The 21,286-nt window shown below is 32.7% G+C and carries 22 protein-coding genes; 16 read left to right on the top strand and 6 right to left on the bottom strand.

What is annotated here, in order from left to right; all coding sequences use genetic code 11:
- Positions 1 to 146: 146 nt before the first annotated feature.
- Together MHH94_RS02810 and MHH94_RS02815 are read left to right on the top strand one after the other, a co-directional pair.
- Complete coding sequence (locus MHH94_RS02810; protein ID WP_037590003.1) at positions 147 to 764, top strand: DUF47 domain-containing protein; 618 nt, start codon at positions 147 to 149, stop codon at positions 762 to 764.
- Positions 765 to 777: 13 nt separating this feature from the next.
- Positions 778 to 1,776 carry an inorganic phosphate transporter gene (locus tag MHH94_RS02815; protein ID WP_048541261.1) on the top strand — a complete coding sequence of 333 codons (999 nt, stop codon included), beginning with the start codon at positions 778 to 780 and terminating at the stop codon, positions 1,774 to 1,776.
- A gap of 341 nt (positions 1,777 to 2,117) precedes the next feature.
- Here MHH94_RS02815 and MHH94_RS02820 read toward each other — a convergent pair whose 3' ends face one another.
- Positions 2,118 to 2,930 (bottom strand): LysM peptidoglycan-binding domain-containing protein, encoded by an 813-nt coding sequence (locus MHH94_RS02820; RefSeq protein WP_106417734.1) that lies wholly within the window; start codon positions 2,928 to 2,930, stop codon positions 2,118 to 2,120.
- Positions 2,931 to 3,246: 316 nt separating this feature from the next.
- On the opposite strand from MHH94_RS02820, the gene MHH94_RS02825 reads away from it, so the two are divergent.
- The 3 genes from MHH94_RS02825 to MHH94_RS02835 all read left to right on the top strand — a co-directional run bounded on the left by MHH94_RS02825 (position 3,247) and on the right by MHH94_RS02835 (position 5,222).
- Positions 3,247 to 3,894 (top strand): Bax inhibitor-1/YccA family protein, encoded by a 648-nt coding sequence (locus MHH94_RS02825; RefSeq protein WP_106417733.1) that lies wholly within the window; start codon positions 3,247 to 3,249, stop codon positions 3,892 to 3,894.
- Between the two features lie 122 nt (positions 3,895 to 4,016).
- Entirely contained in the window at positions 4,017 to 4,730 is a 714-nt protein-coding gene (locus tag MHH94_RS02830) for a YebC/PmpR family DNA-binding transcriptional regulator (protein ID WP_088592190.1), read from the top strand.
- Positions 4,731 to 4,742: 12 nt separating this feature from the next.
- Positions 4,743 to 5,222 (top strand): cupin domain-containing protein, encoded by a 480-nt coding sequence (locus MHH94_RS02835; protein WP_048541254.1) that lies wholly within the window; start codon positions 4,743 to 4,745, stop codon positions 5,220 to 5,222.
- 56 nt (positions 5,223 to 5,278) lie between these two features.
- On the opposite strand, the gene MHH94_RS02840 is transcribed toward MHH94_RS02835, so the two are convergent.
- On the bottom strand, positions 5,279 to 6,388 hold the full coding sequence (locus tag MHH94_RS02840) for a 5-methyltetrahydropteroyltriglutamate--homocysteine S-methyltransferase (RefSeq protein WP_078354989.1): 1,110 nt from the start codon (positions 6,386 to 6,388) through the stop codon (positions 5,279 to 5,281).
- 127 nt (positions 6,389 to 6,515) lie between these two features.
- Here MHH94_RS02840 and MHH94_RS02845 point away from each other — a divergent pair, with 127 nt between their 5' ends.
- Positions 6,516 to 8,030 carry a phospholipase D-like domain-containing protein gene (locus MHH94_RS02845; protein WP_084755737.1) on the top strand — a complete coding sequence of 505 codons (1,515 nt, stop codon included), beginning with the start codon at positions 6,516 to 6,518 and terminating at the stop codon, positions 8,028 to 8,030.
- Between the two features lie 148 nt (positions 8,031 to 8,178).
- Here the strand turns inward: MHH94_RS02845 and MHH94_RS02850 are convergent, their stop codons facing one another.
- The gene (locus MHH94_RS02850; protein WP_048541250.1) at positions 8,179 to 8,730 is read right to left on the bottom strand and encodes a TetR/AcrR family transcriptional regulator; all 552 of its coding nucleotides are present in this window, start codon (positions 8,728 to 8,730) and stop codon (positions 8,179 to 8,181) included.
- Positions 8,731 to 8,939: 209 nt separating this feature from the next.
- On the opposite strand from MHH94_RS02850, the gene MHH94_RS02855 reads away from it, so the two are divergent.
- From MHH94_RS02855 to MHH94_RS02865, 3 genes are all read left to right on the top strand, one after another.
- Positions 8,940 to 9,587: an HlyD family secretion protein gene (locus MHH94_RS02855; protein ID WP_025907364.1), complete on the top strand. Its 648-nt coding sequence runs from the start codon at positions 8,940 to 8,942 to the stop codon at positions 9,585 to 9,587.
- A gap of 12 nt (positions 9,588 to 9,599) precedes the next feature.
- Positions 9,600 to 11,492, top strand: a complete 1,893-nt coding sequence (locus tag MHH94_RS02860; RefSeq protein WP_048541248.1) for a DHA2 family efflux MFS transporter permease subunit — start codon at positions 9,600 to 9,602, stop codon at positions 11,490 to 11,492.
- Positions 11,493 to 11,695: 203 nt separating this feature from the next.
- On the top strand, positions 11,696 to 12,235 hold the full coding sequence (locus MHH94_RS02865; RefSeq protein WP_106417433.1) for a DUF402 domain-containing protein: 540 nt from the start codon (positions 11,696 to 11,698) through the stop codon (positions 12,233 to 12,235).
- Between the two features lie 76 nt (positions 12,236 to 12,311).
- On the opposite strand, the gene MHH94_RS02870 is transcribed toward MHH94_RS02865, so the two are convergent.
- Positions 12,312 to 13,133: an undecaprenyl-diphosphate phosphatase gene (locus MHH94_RS02870; protein ID WP_048541246.1), complete on the bottom strand. Its 822-nt coding sequence runs from the start codon at positions 13,131 to 13,133 to the stop codon at positions 12,312 to 12,314.
- 162 nt (positions 13,134 to 13,295) lie between these two features.
- On the opposite strand from MHH94_RS02870, the gene MHH94_RS02875 reads away from it, so the two are divergent.
- Entirely contained in the window at positions 13,296 to 14,171 is an 876-nt protein-coding gene (locus tag MHH94_RS02875) for a LysR family transcriptional regulator (RefSeq protein ID WP_049319949.1), read from the top strand.
- Positions 14,172 to 14,225: 54 nt separating this feature from the next.
- Here the strand turns inward: MHH94_RS02875 and MHH94_RS02880 are convergent, their stop codons facing one another.
- Positions 14,226 to 14,873: an MOSC domain-containing protein gene (locus MHH94_RS02880; RefSeq protein WP_106417434.1), complete on the bottom strand. Its 648-nt coding sequence runs from the start codon at positions 14,871 to 14,873 to the stop codon at positions 14,226 to 14,228.
- Between the two features lie 134 nt (positions 14,874 to 15,007).
- On the opposite strand from MHH94_RS02880, the gene MHH94_RS02885 reads away from it, so the two are divergent.
- Together MHH94_RS02885 and MHH94_RS02890 are read left to right on the top strand one after the other, a co-directional pair.
- Entirely contained in the window at positions 15,008 to 16,219 is a 1,212-nt protein-coding gene (locus tag MHH94_RS02885) for a sugar efflux transporter (protein ID WP_048541241.1), read from the top strand.
- Positions 16,220 to 16,230: 11 nt separating this feature from the next.
- Positions 16,231 to 16,713: a DUF456 domain-containing protein gene (locus tag MHH94_RS02890; RefSeq protein WP_049319952.1), complete on the top strand. Its 483-nt coding sequence runs from the start codon at positions 16,231 to 16,233 to the stop codon at positions 16,711 to 16,713.
- Between the two features lie 483 nt (positions 16,714 to 17,196).
- On the opposite strand, the gene MHH94_RS02895 is transcribed toward MHH94_RS02890, so the two are convergent.
- A complete protein-coding gene (locus MHH94_RS02895; protein WP_106417435.1) occupies positions 17,197 to 18,495 on the bottom strand; it encodes a PTS sugar transporter subunit IIC in 1,299 nt (432 codons plus the stop codon).
- Between the two features lie 112 nt (positions 18,496 to 18,607).
- On the opposite strand from MHH94_RS02895, the gene MHH94_RS02900 reads away from it, so the two are divergent.
- Genes MHH94_RS02900 through MHH94_RS02915 form a run of 4 tightly spaced genes read left to right on the top strand, consistent with a single transcriptional unit; the run spans position 18,608 to position 21,214 of the window.
- Entirely contained in the window at positions 18,608 to 19,705 is a 1,098-nt protein-coding gene (locus MHH94_RS02900) for a DUF871 domain-containing protein (protein ID WP_078354984.1), read from the top strand.
- A gap of 1 nt (position 19,706) precedes the next feature.
- Positions 19,707 to 20,009 (top strand): PTS sugar transporter subunit IIB, encoded by a 303-nt coding sequence (locus MHH94_RS02905; RefSeq protein ID WP_037589973.1) that lies wholly within the window; start codon positions 19,707 to 19,709, stop codon positions 20,007 to 20,009.
- A 9-nt stretch (positions 20,010 to 20,018) separates the two neighbouring features.
- Complete coding sequence (locus MHH94_RS02910) at positions 20,019 to 20,336, top strand: PTS lactose/cellobiose transporter subunit IIA (RefSeq protein ID WP_058591213.1); 318 nt, start codon at positions 20,019 to 20,021, stop codon at positions 20,334 to 20,336.
- 17 nt (positions 20,337 to 20,353) lie between these two features.
- Positions 20,354 to 21,214 (top strand): SDR family NAD(P)-dependent oxidoreductase, encoded by an 861-nt coding sequence (locus MHH94_RS02915; protein WP_048541233.1) that lies wholly within the window; start codon positions 20,354 to 20,356, stop codon positions 21,212 to 21,214.
- Positions 21,215 to 21,286: the final 72 nt, after the last annotated feature.

Raw genomic sequence — 21,286 nt, forward strand, 5'->3', positions numbered from 1 at the left:
CAATGTGAACTTTGTGTTTACGTAAAGTTTACAGACAAGTTAAATTTTCAAAAATAAATTAATAAACTGTGGTCGAATTCATTTTGAAAGAGTACAATGAAAGAGTAATTACATAAATTATGATGTAAATTTTGGGAGGATTACTAATGTTTAATAAGAAAAAGGATAAGTTTGGTATTCAGTTAGAAGCTATAGCTGAGAATTTAAGTCGCGCATCAGTTGAATTTGGAGAAATGGATTTTGATTCAGATTTCGACTTAAAAGCTTATTCAGATAAAATTAAAGCCTATGAGTCTAATGGTGATGATCTTATGCACCAAATGATTACTGATTTAAATCAAACTTTCATTACACCTATTGAAAGAGAAGATATTTTAGAATTATGTGATGCATTAGATGATGTATTAGATGAAATGGAAGAAACTTCAGCAATGTTTGAAATGTACTCTATCAGTTATTCAGATGAATACATGGCAGAATTCGTGAAAAATATACAAGCAGCAATTAAAGAAATTGAAATAGCCGTGACTTTAGTAGCTGAGAAGAAATTCTCACACATTCGTGTACATTCTATCAATATTAAAGAATATGAAACGAATTGTGATGGTATTTTAAGACAATCTATTAAATATATTTTCAATAGTGAAACAGATCCAGTAACATTAATAAAAATTAAAGATATTTATGAATCTCTTGAAGATGTAGCAGATAAATGTCAATTAGTAGCAAACAAATTAGAACAAATTATTATGAAAAATAGCTAAGGAGTTTTAAAAAATGGATAGTTTACTCATTATTACCGTAGCTATTGTTGTGTGTGCGTTACTTTTTGACTTTATTAATGGTTTCCATGATACAGCCAATGCAATCGCTACAGCAGTATCTACAAAAGCACTTAAACCACGACATGCAATTATTTTAGCAGCGGTTATGAACTTTGTTGGGGCATTAATGGCAACTGGTGTAGCACAAACAATTGCTAAAGATATTGTCGATCCGTTTAAATTAGAAAATGGTTCAATCGTTATTTTAGCAGCATTGATTTCTGCTATAGCGTGGAACCTTATTACTTGGTATTTCGGGATTCCAAGCTCATCTTCACATGCATTAATAGGGTCAATTGCAGGTGCAGCTATTGCTTCTGCAGGATTTGGAATATTACATTACCAAGGATTTTCAAAAATTATATTAGCTTTAATTGCATCACCAATTTTAGCGTTTATAGTTGGTTTTATTGTATATTCTATTTTCAAAGTCGTATTTAAAAATAATAATTTAACAAGAACTAATAGAAATTTTAGATTTATCCAAATTGGTACAGCAGCTTTACAAGCATTCTCACACGGTACAAATGATGCTCAGAAAGCAATGGGTATCATTACAATGGCACTTATTTCAGCTAATATGCAATCTACAACAGATATTGAATTATGGGTTAAAATAAGTTGTGCTACTGCAATGGGTCTTGGAACTGCAGTAGGTGGGTGGAAAATTATCAAAACAGTTGGTGGAAACATTATGAAAATCCGTCCAGCTAACGGTGTAGCAGCTGATTTATCATCAGCATTCGTTATTTTTGGTGCTACATTCATTCACTTACCTGTATCAACTACACACGTCGTATCTTCATCTATTTTAGGTGTAGGTTCGTCACAACGTGTTAAAGGTGTTAAATGGACAACAGCACAAAGAATGATTATTACTTGGATTATAACTTTACCAGTATCAATTATCCTTTCTTTCATTATTTATCATATTTGTGCTTTATTCGTATAATAAATCATCAAAACATCCAACTCGTTAAGTTTGGATGTTTTTTTGTATGGAAAAATTGAGAAGGATAGGCGTAATTAATTGATAGATGAATTTTTTGTGGGGAGTTGTTCTGAGTTAGGGACAGAATTCCGAGAAATGTCCGTAAGAGGCGTTGTTAGGGACAGAATTCCGAGAAATGTCCGTAAGAGGTGTCGTTAGGGACAGAATTCTGAGAAATGTCTCTAAATGAGTGCTCATCTAACTACCACAATTCCGAATAATGGAAGTTAGCGAACTCTAACAACCACAATCTAGTTTTCTGTATAGAAAAAACCAGTTCATCTTCTGAACTGGTTTTTTTATTAATGAATATATGAATAGTTATATACTTGTGATGCTGGGATTGTTCTGTAATCTTTAACTCCTGGAGGCGTATTATAGTTCATTTCTGAAATTAATAGACTTCCGTCTGCGTTAATAGATTCTACATATGATACGTGACCATATTGTCCTGCTGTAGATTGCATAATTGAACCTACTTCAGGTGTGCCGTCTACTCGGAAACCGTCAGCTTGTGCTGCGCCTGCCCAATATTTAGCATCTCCCCAGTATGTGCTGATTGAACTACCAGCTTGTGTTCTGCGATCAAATACATAATATGTACATTGACCCCAGTCATATAAGTTTTGGTCATTGAATGATTGATTGCCACCTGTTTGAGTAGGTTGTGTGTTATTTGAAGGAGCAGTTGAAGTGTCACTACCGCTTCCACCAGCAATTTTTAAAGTTTGACCAGGATAGATAATATAACCTTGTAAATTATTTGATTTCATTAATTGGTCAACTGTAACACCGTTTTGTTGTGCGATTACTGCTAATGAGTCACCGCTTTTAACTGTGTAAGTAGAGCCTGAAGATGCTGACGTTTCTTGTGAACCGCTTCCTCCTGTTGAACTACTACCGTTTACAGTAATGACTTGTCCTGGGAAAATCATATTTCCTGAAATATTGTTACTTGATTTCAGTTGATTTACAGATACACCGTATTGGTCTGCAATCATCCATAAAGATTCACCATTTTTTACAGTATGTTGAGTTGAAGCTTCGGCGTCGTTATGAGCTACTATAGCTGCAACACCAGAAACAGCTGTTACTGCGAATGCAAATTTTTTCAAAGGCTTATCCTCCTTAGGTATATATAATATATAAAAACAGAATACTAAAATTAACTTTCTTCTATACACGTAATGGTAACAAAAATAATATTGTATGTACGAGATGTAATCACTTTGTAATAAAAACACAATAATTATTTTTTGCTTTTTTACATTGATTGAAGTTCGCTAAAACCGTTGTGAACGCTTCTATATGGAATATGGTAATTTATGTATGTATGATGAATGTTACAATTTATCGAAGACATGACGTTTGATATATAGAGAAATAGCATGTAAAATGTTGGTATTACGTTATAAAAAGGAATGATTAAAGATGAATTATGATAACCAATATGCATCTTATCAACAAACAGATACTGATGGTTCCGCCATTAGAAAAACATGGCTATACTTCTTATATTATTGGATAATCTTTGGAGTTGGCACATATGTAGGTCAATTCGTACCACCTGCATTACACTTACCAATTACAATTGGGTTATTTGTACTCATTATGATTTCGTTATTTGTAAAATCGTCTAGAAAATTTGGCGGCCTAATTTCAAATATATATGCATTCTTTATCGGTGTAATTTCATATACGGCCTTTATGTATTATTTAGGCGCATTAGGTACACAAGCCTTTTATGGCAATATTGCATTAGCAATTGGCGCGTTTGCTGCTTTTGGTATACTCGGTTACTTTATGATTGATGACGCGTCAGGTTTAGGAAAATATTTATTTGTAACATTAATCGCATTAATCTTCGCAAGTTTATTAGGTATATTCATCCATAATCCTATTTTCCATACAGTATTATCTGTAATAGGTATTGGACTGTTTCTACTTTATACTGTGTATGATTTTAACCGTATGAAATTAGGGAACTTCTCTCCAAGAGAGATGGGCTTTAATTTGTTTATTAATTTACTCAACATCATCATGCACATTTTAAGACTCGCAAGTATTTTAAAAGATTAAACATAACAAGTCTGAGGCAATTATCGTGTCTCAGACATTTTTTGATTTGTAAACTTTGCCAGATGTAATCATTATTGTATAATAGGTATGTTAAATAACTCACTTGAAAGAGAGATGGAAATATGGGACGTAAATGGAATAATATTAAGGATAAAAAAGCCCAAAAAGACAAAAATACAAGTAGAATCTATGCTAAATTTGGTAGAGAAATATATGTAGCTGCTAAATCAGGTGAACCTGATCCAGAATCAAACCAAAATCTTAAATTTGTATTAGAAAAAGCTAAAACTTATTCTGTTCCTAAACATATTATAGATAGAGCAATTGAAAAAGCTAAAGGCGGATCAGAAGAAAACTTTGATGAGTTAAGATATGAAGGTTTCGGTCCAAGTGGTTCAATGCTAATTGTTGATGCATTAACAAATAACGTAAACCGTACAGCAAGTGATGTACGTGCAGCGTTCGGTAAAAATGGTGGTAATATGGGTGTATCAGGCTCAGTTGCATACATGTTCAATCATACTGCTGTATTCGCGTTTAAAGGGAAATCTGCTGATGAAGTTTTCGAACTATTATTAGAAGAAGATTTAGATGTGAGAGATGTTATCGAAGAAGAAGATTTAACAATTGTATACGCAGAACCAGATCAATTTGCACAAGTTCAAAATGTGCTTAAAGCAAATGGCGTAGAAGATTTTGATGTTGCTGAACTTTCAATGTTAGCTCAATCAGAAGTAACATTATCAGAAGAAGATTTACAAATGTTTGAAAAATTAGTCGATGCAATTGAGGATTTAGAAGACGTACAACAAGTATTCCACAATGTTGACTTGTAATGGAGTGTTTAGATGAATAAAGAGAAATGGATAAACGTGCTCAATTTAATACCACATCCTGAAGGTGGTTTCTATCATGAAACGATTAAATCTGAACATGCTTTAAATGATGGCAATGCGTTATATACAAGTATTTATTTTCTATTAGAAAAAAATAATATTTCGCATTTTCATAGAATAGAATCTGATGAGGTATGGTATTATCATGCAGGACAAACATTGACTGTGCATATGATTTATCCGGATGGTCATTATGAAAAAGTGAAAGTCGGCCCAAATATTGAAGAGGGAGATGTATTACAAGCGCTCGTACCAAAAGGCGTTATATTTGCTTCAACTGTTGAAGGTGACAATGACTATGCACTTGTAGGTTGTATGTGCGCACCAGGATTCCAGTTTGAAAAATTCGAACTGTTTACACAGGCTCAATTGATTGAACAGTATCCACAGCATCAAGAAGTAATTGAAAAATACGCTTTCGAAACAATTTAAAGCTTATATAAAAAATTCCCAATCCGAATGTGTCGGATTGGGATTTCTTTGTGGAATTATAGTTCTCCGTATACTTCTTTAGCAGTTTCGATAACATAAGATAATTTACGCCATTGATCATCTTCAGATAAGATGTTTCCTTCTTCTGTCGAAGCGAAACCACATTGAGGGCTTAAGCATAATTGATCTTTCGAAACGTATTTTGTTGCTTCGTTTAAACGATCAAGTATATTTTGTTTGTCTTCAAGTTCACCAGTTTTTGATGTGAATAAACCTAATACAATATATGCATCGTTTCTATCAAAGTGTCTTAATGGTTCAAAGTCTCCTGAACGATTGTCATCATATTCTAAGAAGAAGCCTTGTAGCTTTTCAGTGAATAGTTCTTTCGCAATTGGTTCATAACCACCTGTAATTGCCCATGATGATTGATAGTTACCACGACAAATATGAGTTGTAATCAATAAATCTTCTGGTAAATCAGCTAATGCATCATTGACAACTTTTGCTGCTAGTTTGATAGCTTCTGCTTTTTCTTCTTCAGAACGCTCTCTATTTTTAATTAATTGTTTTGTTGCTGCTAATCCAGCCCAATATACATCATCAATTTGTAAATAGCGACAACCTAATTCATAGAATTTAAGGATTGATTGGCGATACGCTTCTGAAACATCTTTTGCATATTCATAAATATCCGGGTAGATGTCATGGTTTAATATGTTTGGATGGAATAACTGATTTGGACTTGGTATTGATACTTTACTTACAGCTCTTCCGTTTACTTGCTTATGTAAATAATCAAAATGAGCGAAGTGAGGATGATCTGGGTTGTATTGAACTTTTCCAACAACTCTTACGTCATGTTTTTTAGTTTCTACGCCGTTAAATGTTAAACCAATTTCTGGTTCATAATCTTCTACGCCTGTTAAATTTTCTAAGAAATCAAAATGCCAATATGACCGTCTGAATTCACCGTCTGTAATACTTTTCAATCCGACTTCTAATTGTTTTTCAATAATTTTATTAATTTCTTGATCTTCTACTTTCGTTAAATCTTCTTGTGTAATCGTACCTTCTGAAAATTGTTGACGAGCTTTCTTTAAAGGCTCAGTTCTTAGTAAACTACCTACATGGTCGGCACGGAAAGGTCTTAATTGTTCTGTCAATTTACTTCACTCCTGTATATATACTCTAAAAATTCTGAAAAATTCAATATTAATTAAAAATACCAAAGTAATACATCGATGTCAATTTAGTTTTGATATAATAAATAAAAAGGAGGGGATTAAACACTTGGCTAATAAAAAGAAAAATATCAAAAAGAAAAGTCAGTCTGTAAAAAGAAAAAAGAAAAATGATAAGTCAAAGCGTAAAAATAAAAAGAAATATATTTATGGATTCCTTTTATTGATTATTGGAATTGTGATAGCTATGAGTATTTATCATGTGTTTAAACCTTTACCACATGGCGTTTCAAAATTGAGCTCAGAAACTATGACAGACCATGTGGAACTATTAACAGATGTCACTTATAAAAACGGGAATAAGATGCAATACAATCAAGAAATATTTGATAAAGTAAATGAGACGATTAAAGAAGCGGATGATTTTATTATTATGGATATGTTCTTATTTAATCATTATCAAACGGGAGATAAGACTTATCCAAAAATATCTAAACGTCTTACGCAATCTTTAATTGATAAGAAAAAAGAAAACCCAGATATGAGAATTATTGTGATCACAGATCCGATTAATTCATTCTACGGTTCATACACGCCTGATAATATTAAGAATTTAAAAGCCAATAATATAGACGTCTATTATACAAATCTTAATGAATTAAGAGATTCTAACCCGATTTATTCAGGTATGTATCGAACATTTTTCCAATGGTTTGGTAATAATGAAAATGGTAAGTTAAGTAATCCATTAAGCCCTGAAGCACCAGACGTTACGGTTAGAGGTTATTTAAATATTTTAAATATGAAAGCAAATCATAGAAAGACTTTAGTTACAGAAAAACATGGCATGATCTTATCTAGTAATCCACATGATCCAAGTGGTTATCATCAAAATGTTGGAGTTAGAGTATCAGGTCCAATTCAAAATGCAATTATTAAATCAGAAATTGCAGTTGCGAATATGAGTGGTGGTCGATACTCACCAAGTGATTTCAAAATTAAAAACAATAGCTGGAATGATAACGCGAAGTATAGTGTGCAATTAGCAACTGAAGGTAAAATTAAAAATCAAGTCATTCAAAATATTAAAAAAGCACAATCTAAAGACCATATTTCAATAGGTATGTTTTATCTTTCAGACAGAGATGTGATTGATGAGTTGATTAAAGCTTCTAAAAGAAATATAGATATCAAACTGATACTTGATATTAATAAAGAAGCATTTGGTAAAGAAAAGCCAGGCGTACCAAATAAGCCGGTTGCAAGTGAATTAATCAATCGCTCAAAAGGAAGCATTAAATTACGATGGGCTCGATCAAATGGCGAACAATATCACTCTAAATATATGTTGTTTGAGCAAAATGAAAACAATCGTGCCACAATGATATTAGGCTCATCCAATTTAACAAAAAGAAACATTGGAGATTATAATTTAGAATCAGATATCATCATTAAAGGTAAACAAAATGATGCAGCCTTTAAAAAATTATCCAATAACTTTAAACAATCTTGGAATAATAGTGAACACGATATGACTGCACAATACGATGAATTCAAAGACGAAGCACTTTGGAAAAAAGTATTATATAGAATTCAAGAAAGTACAGGTTTATCAAGCTTTTAACAGTATATAAAAAAGACATTCATCGTTAAGGTGAATGTCTTTTTTTGATAAGTAGGAAGAGCAGGGTATAACGCACGAAGACTCGGAGATATCGTGCGCTAAGGCACAAAATAAGGGTATAACGCACGAAGACAGAGAGATTGCACCATTATCTATTAATCTTAATAATGTTCCGATACATAATATCTGCCATTTTTTCTGGTTTCTCTACACAGCCGTTTTTTAGCCAACTATAAATGGTAGCGATTTGACCACCGACTGTATAGTCTAGGAAGAAATTGACGTCTTGAAGTGTACCTATTTGTGTAATCAATTTTTCAAATCTTAATTTAATAAGTTTGATAAAACTGATGATGAGTTCTTTTTCTGGATGGACAACGAAGACGCTTGTGAAAAATCTCTGATGTCTTGATATGTAGTAAAAGACATTCGTAAAGTACTGTTTAACATACTTTCTTCTTTTATCAGGGGTTTCAAGAATAGATCGCTCTATATTATCCATTAATGTTTCATAGTTCGTCATATGAAACTGTTTAATTTCTTCATACGTTTCATATTTATCTTTAAAATGTGCGTAAAATGTTGAACGATTGATACCACATTCTGCACATAACATTTTTATTGTGATTTCATCAAAATGATAATGTTCTAATAAGTAAACCATATTACTTATGATTAGTTGTCTCGCATGTTTTTTCATAGGTCACCTCGAATAAATACATACCTAATATTTTAACAAAAAGCCGTTCAAAGATACATTCATATACCATTTAAATATGTAGATATTATGAATAATTATCTGATTTTTCCGCCATCTTAACCCGACAAACTTATTTAATTTGTTGGTTTAAATCATCATTCTAGAGCCGTATAATGAATAAATCATTGAAATTTGGAGGAAATAAAGTAATGAAAAAAATAGTGCTTGTAAATGTTATCACTATAGTAATTTTAGTGGCTATCGGTCTAGTAGGATTCCATTATTATAGTGAAGCAACAGATTATGTAAAAACAGAAAATGCAAAAGTTGACGGTGAGCAAATCAAAATTGCTAGCCCAGTATCAGGTAACTTAACAAGCTTCGACGCTAAAGAAGGTAAAACTTATGACAAAGGCGACAAAATCGGAGAAGTAGCTGGTAAAGGTGAAGATGGACAGTCTCAAGAAATGGACATTAAAGCACCATCTAAAAGTACAATCGTAAAAACTTCTGCAACAGAAAACAGTTTAGTTCAAGCTGGATCACCAATTGCATATGCATATAACTTTGATGATTTATATGTAACAGCAAACATTGACGATACAGATGTAGAAGATGTTGAAAAAGGACAAGCTGTTGACGTGTATATCGACGGACAAGAAGCTAGTGTTAAAGGTAAAGTGTCTCAAGTTGGATTAGCAACTGCATCAAGTTTCTCATTGATGCCTTCATCAAATAGTAATGGAAACTATACAAAGGTGACACAAGTTGTTCCAGTGAAAATCACATTTGATTCTAAGCCATCAACAAATGTTGTTCCAGGAATGAATGTTGAAGTTCGAATCCACAAGAATTAAGGAGGGTGTATTATGACATCAACCTTTACGGTGGCTTATATAATTGTAGCAATCCTATTATGGATTGGAATTAATGCATTTGTTTTAAAACGCAAAAAAAGTAAATCAGTTTCTAAGCAAGTAACTGATGAAACAACAGAGAATAAAGAAACACAATTGAAATCAAAAGATGATGATGTTGATCATCAAATAGTACGTTCAAATATTGAGAAAATGGAAGCTGAACGTAAGTCATCTGACTCGGAGATGAATGAAACGACTTCAAACAATATGTCTTCTGAAGGTCAGGATAAAGATTCAGATGAATCACATGAGCATACTGAATTATCTGATCGTGGTATGGAATTAAACGAAGACGAACCAATTAATGAACAAATTAAAAAACATCATGTCAATTTCGTATATGGCAAAGGTATTTCAAGAAACAAAATTTTAGTTGCGATGATGTTTGGTATGTTTATAGCTATTTTAAACCAAACATTATTAAATGTTGCTTTACCGGTTATTAACAATGAGTTTAGTATTTCAGCGTCTACAGGACAGTGGTTAATGACAGGATTTATGTTAGTGAATGGTATTCTAATACCAATCAGTGCATTTCTAATAAGTAAATATTCATACAGAAGACTATTTCTTATAGCAATGACGCTGTTTACGATTGGATCAATTATATGTGCGCTATCATTTAACTTCCCAATGATGATGACAGGCCGTGTTATCCAAGCAGTTGGTGCAGGTGTGTTAATGCCATTAGGTTCAAATGTATTTATGACAATATTCCCACCAGAAAAACGTGGTGCGGCAATGGGTACTTTAGGTATTGCGTTTATTCTAGCGCCAGCAATTGGACCAACATTATCAGGTTGGATTGTCCAAAATTATCATTGGAACATCATGTTCTATGGTATGTTTGCGATTGGTTTAGTGGCAATATTTATTAGTTTCTTCTGGTTTAGAATCTATCAAAAAACATCTAATCCAAAACCAGACGTTCAAGGTATTATCTTTAGTACTTTAGGATTTGGATTATTGCTTTATGGATTTAGTGAAGCGGGTAACGATGGATGGACTTCTTTAACAGTTTCATTATCATTGATTATCGGTGTAATCTTTACAGCATTATTTGTTATTCGTGAAGTCAGAATGAAAAATCCAATGCTTGATATGTCAGCATTAAAATATTCAGGCTTTACATTGACTACAATCATTAACGTTATCGTAACAATGAGTTTATTCGGTGGTATGATTTTATTACCAATCTACCTACAGAACTTACGTGGTTTCACACCACTAGATTCAGGGTTATTACTATTACCAGGTTCACTTATAATGGGCTTCATGGGTCCTATAGCTGGTAAAATGTTAGATTCATTTGGTATTAAACCACTCGCTTTAATTGGTTTAACAATTATGACATTTGCTACTTGGGAATTGACACAGTTAAATATGGATACACCATATACAACAATACTTGTTATTTATATTGTCCGTTCATTTGGTATGAGTTTCATCATGATGCCAATTATGACAGCAGGAATGAATTCATTACCACAACGATTAATTCCGCATGGTAATGCAATTAGTAATACTGTAAGGCAATTAGCAGGGTCAATCGGTACAGCCATTCTAGTTACAGTTATGACTCAAAATACGACAACACATTTGGCAAATATGTCAGATAATATGGATTCAACAAATCCTATGATACAAGAACAAATTAAAGCTTTATCAGAATCTGTTGGTGGAGAAGAAGCAGGTACAACTGCACTATTTACATTCTTCAACAAACTGGCTACAGTTCAAGGTATTAACGATGCATTCTGGATTGCAACTTTATTCAGTGTGATTGCTTTAATTTTAAGTTTATTCTTAAAAGGTAAATCTCATTATTTATCAAAAGAATAGTAACGACTCCTAGATATAAAAATATAAATTCATTTTGTATTTTTAAATTATATATTAATGTTTAATTGTTTAAACACTACAAGAAACAGCACTGTTTCTTGTAGTGTTTTTTTAGAATAGTAATTTAATTTATGAAATTCTATATTGAATGCTTTGAATTAGACATGGTTTTTTATATAATGTAAAAAAGGAGTTGGTAACTTATGAAAGTTAAGTATATTGACAAACGTCATTGGCGACGTCTCCTTAATCGCGAATATAAAGAAGTTGTATTGGACACCAATCATTTTCATGGGCTTGTAGGATTAGTAACAATGGTACAAGTAAAAGAGCCCTTACAAGTAAATGTGGTCGGCAGGGAAATTACAGTTGCGGATAATGGATATAAGTGGATGCAAATCTTACCTGAAAAGAAGCCATATAGTATTACTGTAATGTACGATAAACAAAATAAACCAGTACAATACTATTTTGATGTGAATTTGAGGAATATCACACAACTTGGAAATGCTAGAACATTAGATTTATGTCTTGATGTTTTAGTGATACCGAAGTCGGGTGAATATGAACTTGTTGATGAAGATGATTTAGAAAGAATGCTTAAAGAGAAGAAAATATCCAAAGCCCAATTCCATAAGGCATATGTTACAGCTCATGAAATTATGTTTAAATTAGAGACGGATTTCAAAGGAATTGAAAAGAAAATCAGATATTGTTTTCACGAAATTATGAATGCGAAGTGATTTAACCACAATGTTATGGCATATTTCTATATAAAAACGAGGAATCCCTTTAAAGTTGGAATTCCTCGTTTTTTTATTATAAGAAGATTAGCGCTAGTATAATTGCTAATGGTCCTACGATGAAACAATATTTACTAAAGATACCTAATTGACCACGTTCCATAATGCCTTGTAACCATTTTAGAGAGAAATAACTTGCTACAAGAGATGCAATAAATGCAAATACATATGAAATCATCAATGATGTATCGGGTGGTGTTTCAACAATATCTTTAATACCAAGTAAAGCTGTACCTAAACTTACCGGGATATATAGTAAGAATGAGAATTTAAATGCTGTTTTTTGGTTCATACCTACACCTAATGCACCAACAATCGTTGCACCACTTCGACTTAGTCCAGGTATTAAGGCAACTGCTTGAAATAGACCTACGATAATAGCATCTTTAAGTGACAAATCTTTTTCAAGCTTTTGTCCACGTTTATTCTTAATAAACCACAATGCGATACCAGTGACGATAAGCATGATACCTACCATAATCACACTTTTAGTATCTCCAATAATATCTTTAAAGATAATACCTAGAACACCTGCAGGAATCGTTGCAATGACTAAGTACATAGCAAGTTGGAAATTTTTCTTAATAGATTCGGTACGGTCACCTTTAATATATTTAAGTGTATCAACAATAAGCGTGATAATATCTTTTCTAAATAAGATAAGCACGGCAATTAATGAAGCGGTATTCACAACAATTTCAAATGTTAAACCGTCCGTATGTAATCCTAAAAATTCTTGTGCCATCACAAGGTGTCCACTTGAAGAAACCGGAATTGGTTCAGTTATACCTTGAAGTAACCCAAGAAAAACATATTTAATAATTTCTATAATAAGCATGATATGATCCTTCCTATTTAATGTACATGGTCAACTATAACGAATTATGAATCGACTTTCAATTTATGAAATAAAAAAATTTATATTTCGGTCTAAAGTTGTAGGCGTGGTCGTGTAGGCAAATCGTGTTATAATATAATGAAAGTAAGGAGTGTGTGTCAATTGAAAGTAGACGATTATAAGTTACTGGTAACATTAGAAGACGTAAAGACATTAAGGAAGGCAGCAGACATTCTATATATATCTCAGCCGGCAGTAAGTCAAAGGTTAAAAACAATTGAAAACTTTTTCGGTATAGATATTTTTATAAGAACAAAGAAGCAACTTATTACAACAAATGAAGGTTCACTAGTCATTGAGCACGCTCGAAAAATGTTAAAAGAAGAACGTTTATTATTAGATAAAATCAGTTCTAAAATAGGCGAAGTAAATGGTAGCATTTCAATAGGGGTATCTTCATTAATTGGACAGACCATTCTCCCACAAGTATTAGGAGAATACACGCACTTATATCCTAATGTGGATATACAATTACAAATTGGTTCAAGTGAACACATTAAACAATATCAGAATGACTTTCACATCATGGTCGTAAGAGGCAACGAAGTTATGAATGTTCAAAATGATCTCCTACTTAATGAGCAGCATTACTTTATATATCCTAAAAATAGAAAACAAGATCTACACCTTTTACCAATGATCGAGTTTCAAGCAGAACCTATTTACTTAAAACAAATAGAAGAATGGTATACAGATTACTTACAACAAGAATACCATGCACTGATTAAAGTCGATCAAATCGCTACATGTAAAGCATTATTATTAAATGGTGTAGGTGTAACAGTCTTACCTGAACTCGTTATAGGTGATATCGATACAGATAAATTTGAAATCAAGAAATTAAATGTCATGCGTAAACCACTGACAAGATCTACATATATATGTTATGAACATAACGTATTACAATTACCACAAGTGAAATCATTCATAGAAGTCTTAAAGAACTATATTAATCAACTTGAGATAGGAAAAAAATAAAAAGCAGAAAAGCAATCTGTATGGATTGCTTTTCTGCTTTTGTTATATTGATTTCTATGACAGACGCTTTCTTAACTTAGTAAATATTTCGCGGGTTTCATCATTAATCGCTTCGTGATTTAAAATATTGTCGATACGTTGTAGATTTTTACTATCATTAAATCGTGTTTCATTCAATTCATAAATCGATAGTTTAGGCTCAGTTTGCTCAATTAATCTCATATTGTCATTCTGTGAAACGTATCCTTCTTTTAATACTCTGAAGTAACAGCCTGTTCTATAACTATCAGCCATGCGTTTAACTAAATCTTTAATGCCATATCGTTGTGCGATTGTAGCGCAAGGTTGTCTTGGACATGAAACTTGAATGATCGCTTCACCAAGTTCGTAAGTGTCACCAATGTTTAAATCTTCTTCTGTTAAACCTGAAACGGTTATATTCTCGCCGAAAATTGCATATTTTGGTAACAAATCAATAATGTCATCCCAATATGCGTAGTTATCTTTGCTGTAAAAACAGAGTGCTTTTTCAGGTCCGCCGTGTCCTTTGTATTGCTGTTCGTCTTCAACAAAGCCTGTATGTGTTAAGTACATTTTATCTTTAAAAGGTTCTTTGAAAATGGCAGTTTTTTTAGATTTTTGATCCCTAAATGTGATGTTAGCAATTTTTCCGACTGATATATAATCTACTTTGTAATTCACTAGAATGACTCCTTTTTTCAATATTTAATAATGATTTTACCGGTTAATGTGAATTATAGCAATAAAGCATTGACGTAGCAGAGGATAAGCTTTAAAGTACAAGCATATAATAAAATATAGGAAGTTGTGAATTCATGTTTTTGAAATTATTTCAAATAAAAAATTATAAACTCTTTACTGCAAATATGGGTTTACTTGGTATGGCAGTTGCGATTACTGTTCCATTTCTAGTGTTGTATGCGACGCAACATTTAGGCATGACGAAAGGACAATATGGGTTGTTAATGGCGCTTGCAGCAGGAGCTTCATTTACAGTGAACTCTATTGTTGCTAGATTTTCAGATAGTGGCAAAATTAATCGTAAATATCTTATCATTACCGCTCTTATTATGGGTGCATTATGTTTCTCCATTTATTTCTACATACATACAATTTGGGTGTTTATTGCACTTTACGCAATGTTCCAAGGTTTAGCTGCACCAGCAATGCCTCAAATGTATGCCTCAGCACGTGAATCAATTAATGAATCAGCTTATAAAGATAGAAGTATATTTGCTAATACAGTTCTACGTTCTACATTTTCATTAGGATTTTTATTTGGTCCTTTAATTGGTACAGTATTGTTAAGTACCTTTGGATATGATGGATTGTTTGGTGGAACGGTGGCACTATTTTTAACAGTTTTAGTATTATTAATTATATTTTATAAAGAACCGAAAAAAGTTATTAAAAATGCTATCGGTAATTTTACAGAAAAGAAAGCACCAAACTTAATGAAAGAACCGACATTATTAATACCATTCTTAGCATTCATTTTGTTACATGTTGGTCAGTGGATGTATACGCTGAATATGCCATTATATGTAACAGAATATCTTAAAGATAATGAATCACATGTCGGATATTTAGCAAGTTTATGTGCGGGATTAGAAGTTCCGTTTATGATTATACTTGGTATTATTGCAAGTAAGTTCAAAACAAAAACATTATTAATGGTTGGTTCTATTTTTGGATTCGGTTATTACTTTAGCATCGGGGTGTTTGATAGTTTCGTAGCAATGTTAATAGGACAACTAGCGTTAGCATTTTTCTTAGCTATTTTACTAGGCTTAGGTATTAGTTATTTTCAAGATATTTTACCAGAATTTCCTGGATACGCATCGACATTGTTTGCCAATGCAATGGTCATCGGGCAGTTAGGTGGAAATTTATTAGGTGGTATTATGAGTGATATAGTTGGACTAGGCAATGTATTCTTTGTTTCAAGTTTATCAATAGCAGTAGCATTTGTATTACTTATATTCACAGTAGAACATACGACACATAACGAAACTAAAGTAAGTTAGGAGATATCAAAATGACAGCAATAAGTTGGATATTAATTATTTTAATGTTTGTAATTGCATTTATAGGATTAGTGAAACCTATTATTCCATCCGTATTATTTATATGGATAGGGTACTTCATTTATCACTTTGCAATTGATTCAAGCAAATTGTCTTGGATATTTTGGGTAGTAATGATTGTATTTACAATATTTATGATCTTGTCAGATATTATTATGAATAGTTATTTCGTTAAGAAATTTGGTGGTTCTAAATTAGGAGAGACAATGGCAGCAGTCGGTGTCATCATCGGTTGTTTCGTATTTCCTCCATTTGGAATCATAATCGTTCCATTTGTATTAGTATTTGTAACAGAAATTATTCAAAAAGGTGATATCGCAGCTGCAACAAATGCAAGTGTAGGATCATTACTTGGATTCTTAACAAGCTCAATAGCAAAAGCATTGATTATGGTAGTCATGATCATATGGTTCTTTATTGATATTATTATTTAATATAGTAGGGATGGCCTGGTACAGTTCAATAGCTGTATCAGGCTTTTTTGTGGAATGAGGAATATGGGGGTAAGGGTTTGTTTTTGTGTGTGGAGGTTTGTTGAGTATGGACCTATGGGGGCGAAGGTGTATTGGGTATGGTGCAGAGTGTTGTTGAATATGGATGTGGAAAGATGTGAGTTAAAGGAGAAGTAAGCACACGAGAACTCATCCATGTCTTTGCTTAACTACTGACTTAAGCCAAGAGATCGTCCAAGTCTTGGCTTAACGTCTAACTTAAGCCAAGAGATAGCCGAAGTCATGGCTTAACGTCTAGCTTAAGCCAAGAGATCGTCCAAGTCATGGCTTAATATCCAACTTAAGCCAAGAGATTCCGCACATTTCGTCTTAATACCTAAATTAAGGCGTGACATTTCCCACATATCACAATAAAAACCCTCAGGGACATATGAAACTGTGTCCCTGAGGATTCCTCTTTTCCTACTATTTGCCTTCTTTCATATCTTGTTCGATTTGTTCTTTTGATTCGCCGCTTTCTTCTAAGACCATTTTACGGTCGTACATTTTGAAGAATGGGAAATATATTATGACTGATACGGCGATATTAAATAGTACGAGTACGATTGCTCGCCAATCGCCACCTGTTGCTAAGTATGCACCGATTGGAGCTGGTAATGTCCAAGGTGCCATTACGCTTGTGGCATTTACGAGTCCTAACAATGTTGCTAAGTAGGTTATAATGGTTAATACTAACGGAATGATAATAAATGGAATAACCATGATTGGGTTTAATACGATTGGCAATCCAAAAATTACTGGTTCATTAATATTAAATAATGATGGTATTGATACGGCTTTACCGAATTTCTTCAAGAACTGAGATTTTGCAAATAATAATATACAAATGACAAGTCCTAATGTAGCACCTGCGCCGCCTATCCAAACAAACCATTGGAAAAATGTTTCTGGTGCTATATGTGGTAATGGTTCTCCAGCAGCATGTGCTTCGGCATTTTTAGCTAAATAAACTTCCCATAAAGGACGTTCGATTGTCCCGACAATCGACATACCATGAATACCAAATGCCCAGAAGAAAGTTGTTAAGAATACAGGTACTAGTACACCAGGTAATGTATCTCCTGCAAAGACGAGTGGACCTACGATTTTATCAACGAGTGTATGTAAATCAAGTTGGAACACTACTGTAATGATACTCATTGCACCGAGTACAAAAACTACTGGGATTAAAGATTCAAATGAGCGACTTACTGATGGCGGTACTTGAGGTGGCATCTTGATCGTAATATTTTTATTTTTACATAATCGATATATTTCTACTGAGAAGATTGCAACAAACATTGCAACAAATAGACCATGACCGCCTAAATTGGTCATTGGTAATACGAAACCTAATTTTTTATCCATAGTTGGTGCGATTGTTAATAAGAATGCAGCAGTGGAAAGTTGTGCTGCTGACAATGGATCTAAGTCATAGGATTTGGCGAGATTGTAACCTATACCAAACACAATATACAAACTCATGATAAACATCGTCATTCTATATGGAATTAAAATTTGCTCAGCATGTTCTGTTGCCCACTGAGTAATTGCCCAAGATTCAGGCAACGGTGGTGTCGCAAATATTAGGAAAAATGAGCCGAATATAATAAATGGAAGTGCTGAAATGACCCCGTCACGAATGGCGAGTAAATGACGCTGGTTAGAAAGCTTTGTCATTGGACCTGAAAGTTTGCCTTCTATCCATGTAGCAAAGTTATTCATAAAAATCCCCCTTCATTTGTAAGCGCTTCAATTTTGTTATAGTATAAACTAAATAGATAAATTATTCAAAATTATAAAAAAAGAAATATATTGCGAATGGAAGTGAAGTTTGATGAAACGGTTAGGAATTTCTTTATATCCAGGAAAATCAAATGAAGATGAAGATGTTCAATATATCGAAAAAGCTCATCAGTACGGTTATACGAGAATATTTACAAATTTATTGCAACTTACTGATGAAAATAAAGCGACATTGTTACCTATAATTGAAAAAACAATTCGTTATGCTAAAAATTTAAACTTTGAAATTTTTATAGATGTGGCACCTCGCACATTTAAAGTACTAGGCATTGAACCAAATGATTTATCTTTTTTCAATGAGTTAGGTGTAGACGGTATTAGACTTGATGAAGGTGTAGGAGCGAAAGAAACAAGTGACATGACCTATAATCCTTATGGCATTAAGATTGAACTGAATATGAGTGTGATGAATCATTATATTGATAATGTGATGGATTTTGAGCCGAATCGCGCTTGTTTAGTTGGATGTCATAATTTTTATCCGCATCGATATGCAGGAATATCAGAAGCATTCTTTTTAGAAGGTAGTAAAAAATTCAAAAAATATGGTTTAAGAACAGCAGCATTTGTTTCAAGTAAAGTAGGTGACTTTGGACCATGGCCTGTTACTGAAGGTTTGCCTACTTTAGAAGATCATAGAGGTTTACCAGTAACGACTCAAGCGCAACATTTATGGGCTACAGGGTTGATAGATGATGTCATTATCAGCAATTGTTACCCGTCTGAAGCGGAATTAGAGATTTTGAGTCATTTGAAAGATGAACCGATTACATTTGATGCAAAATTATTTGATGAAATTTCTGACTTAGAGAAGAAAATTGCAATCGAAGAGCCACATTTTTATAGAGGTGATGTCAGTGAGTATATGATTCGTTCAACACAAAGTCGTGTGAAATATAAAAATGAACCATTTCCAGCACATCATACAGTTGCTATTAAACGAGGCGACATATTAATAGACAATGAAGAATATGGTCAATATAAAGGTGAATTACAAATTGCATTAAAGCCAATGCTCAATACTGGGAAAGTCAATGTGATTGGCAGAATTGAGCCACATGATTTACCACTGCTCAACTATTTAAAACCTTGGGCACATTTTAAATTTAATATAAAGGAGAAAGATTAACATGAAAAAAATATTATTAGTTTGCTCAGCGGGTATGTCTACAAGTATGTTAGTTAAAAAAATGCAAGATACTGCAAATAAAGAAGGTAAAGATTATGAAGTTGAGGCGTTAGCTTTATCAGAAGCAGAAACAAAAGTTGATGAAGTAGATGTTATTCTACTAGGACCACAAGTAAGATTTCAAAAAGCACAAGTAGAAAAAGTAGCAAATGGTAAAGTACCAGTAGACGTTATTGATATGCAACAATATGGCATGATGGATGGAGAAGGTGTATTGAAACATGCCGAAAGCTTAATGGAATAAGGTGAGAATATGGAAAAATATGAACAAATTGCTTTTCAAATTATTACAAATGTAGGAATGGCAAAAAGTAATTATATGCAAGCAATTCAAGAAGCAAAAGAAGGCAATTTTGAAACATCTGAGAACTTAGTTTCTGAAGGTAATCAATTTTTAGTTGAAGGACATAAAGTGCATAAGGACCTGATTCAATCAGAAGCTTCAGGTGAGCATGTTCCTTTAAATTTGTTATTGTCCCATGCTGAAGATCAACTTATTTCTACTGAAGTCATTAAAGAAATGGCTAAAGAACTGATTTATGTACATCAACATTATGTGAAAAAGCAATAAAAATAAGGAGATAAACAATGTCGAATAGAATTCTAGCAATCACTGGACCAACTTCAGGAATAGGAAAATCAACCGTTATTGAATTAGCACACGATTATGACATTATTATTTTGTTATGTAGAAATGTTGATAAAGGCAATGACTTAAAAAAGCTTTTAGAAGCGGAACATCAACATATAACAGTAGATGTCATTAAGTGTAATTTATCAGATTTAGCAAATGTTATGAAAGCTGCGACACTTGTTTTAGAACGATATCCTTTTGTCGACTGTCTTATCAATAATGCAGGCGTCATGTCATTAACAAGACAAAAAACAGTAGATGGTTACGAATTAATGTTTGGTACGAACTATTTAGGACACTTTATGCTAACGCATATATTATTTGGTTCAATTATGAATAGTCATGACAAACAAATTATTATCGTATCATCTGGCGCATATTTATTTGCACATCTTGGAAGACGAAACTTTAAATATCCTTTAAGGTTTAATCCGATTAAGTCTTATGGAAGATCTAAGCTTGCGACTTTATATTTTATGCAAGAATTACATGAAAAATTTTCAAAAGATGGCTTACATGTTACGGCAGTACATCCAGGTGCTGTTTCAACTAATTTAGGAAAAACAAAATATAATCAAACATTTGGGAACTTAGTTTATAAAATATTTGATCCATTATTTATATCTCCTAAAGAAGGCGCTAAGTCGACGATTAAAGTATCGAAGGATAAAAATTTGTATAAAGGTGAATACGTTCAAGAAGGAAAGATTACAAAACTCAAATCACATGGACTTAATTACTATGACCGCAAAAGATTAATTCGTGAAACGTTAGCATCATTACAACTAGACCAATTTATGTATTGGGAAAAATAATATATGAATACGTTTACATCTGAAACTGATGATGTAATTTATTGTTTTCTTTTAAATTAAATTTTATAATAG

Origin of the sequence: Mammaliicoccus sp. FSL K6-3158 (assembly GCF_038005105.1) — a bacterium.
Lineage (GTDB): Bacteria > Bacillota > Bacilli > Staphylococcales > Staphylococcaceae > Mammaliicoccus > Mammaliicoccus sciuri.

Bases quoted from the DNA above. Each gene is read 5' to 3' on its own strand.
- MHH94_RS02855 (WP_025907364.1), top strand. From the start codon at position 8,940: ATGAAAAAAATAGTGCTTGTAAATGTTATCACTATAGTAATTTTAGTG.
- MHH94_RS02835 (WP_048541254.1), top strand. From the start codon at position 4,743: ATGAATAAAGAGAAATGGATAAACGTGCTCAATTTAATACCACATCCT.
- MHH94_RS02895 (WP_106417435.1), bottom strand. From the start codon at position 18,495: ATGAATAACTTTGCTACATGGATAGAAGGCAAACTTTCAGGTCCAATG.
- MHH94_RS02810 (WP_037590003.1), top strand. From the start codon at position 147: ATGTTTAATAAGAAAAAGGATAAGTTTGGTATTCAGTTAGAAGCTATA.
- MHH94_RS02870 (WP_048541246.1), bottom strand. From the start codon at position 13,133: ATGCTTATTATAGAAATTATTAAATATGTTTTTCTTGGGTTACTTCAA.
- MHH94_RS02860 (WP_048541248.1), top strand. From the start codon at position 9,600: ATGACATCAACCTTTACGGTGGCTTATATAATTGTAGCAATCCTATTA.
- MHH94_RS02915 (WP_048541233.1), top strand. From the start codon at position 20,354: ATGTCGAATAGAATTCTAGCAATCACTGGACCAACTTCAGGAATAGGA.
- MHH94_RS02890 (WP_049319952.1), top strand. From the start codon at position 16,231: ATGACAGCAATAAGTTGGATATTAATTATTTTAATGTTTGTAATTGCA.
- MHH94_RS02830 (WP_088592190.1), top strand. From the start codon at position 4,017: ATGGGACGTAAATGGAATAATATTAAGGATAAAAAAGCCCAAAAAGAC.
- MHH94_RS02885 (WP_048541241.1), top strand. From the start codon at position 15,008: ATGTTTTTGAAATTATTTCAAATAAAAAATTATAAACTCTTTACTGCA.
- MHH94_RS02815 (WP_048541261.1), top strand. From the start codon at position 778: ATGGATAGTTTACTCATTATTACCGTAGCTATTGTTGTGTGTGCGTTA.
- MHH94_RS02865 (WP_106417433.1), top strand. From the start codon at position 11,696: ATGAAAGTTAAGTATATTGACAAACGTCATTGGCGACGTCTCCTTAAT.
- MHH94_RS02900 (WP_078354984.1), top strand. From the start codon at position 18,608: ATGAAACGGTTAGGAATTTCTTTATATCCAGGAAAATCAAATGAAGAT.
- MHH94_RS02910 (WP_058591213.1), top strand. From the start codon at position 20,019: ATGGAAAAATATGAACAAATTGCTTTTCAAATTATTACAAATGTAGGA.
- MHH94_RS02825 (WP_106417733.1), top strand. From the start codon at position 3,247: ATGAATTATGATAACCAATATGCATCTTATCAACAAACAGATACTGAT.
- MHH94_RS02905 (WP_037589973.1), top strand. From the start codon at position 19,707: ATGAAAAAAATATTATTAGTTTGCTCAGCGGGTATGTCTACAAGTATG.
- MHH94_RS02850 (WP_048541250.1), bottom strand. From the start codon at position 8,730: ATGAAAAAACATGCGAGACAACTAATCATAAGTAATATGGTTTACTTA.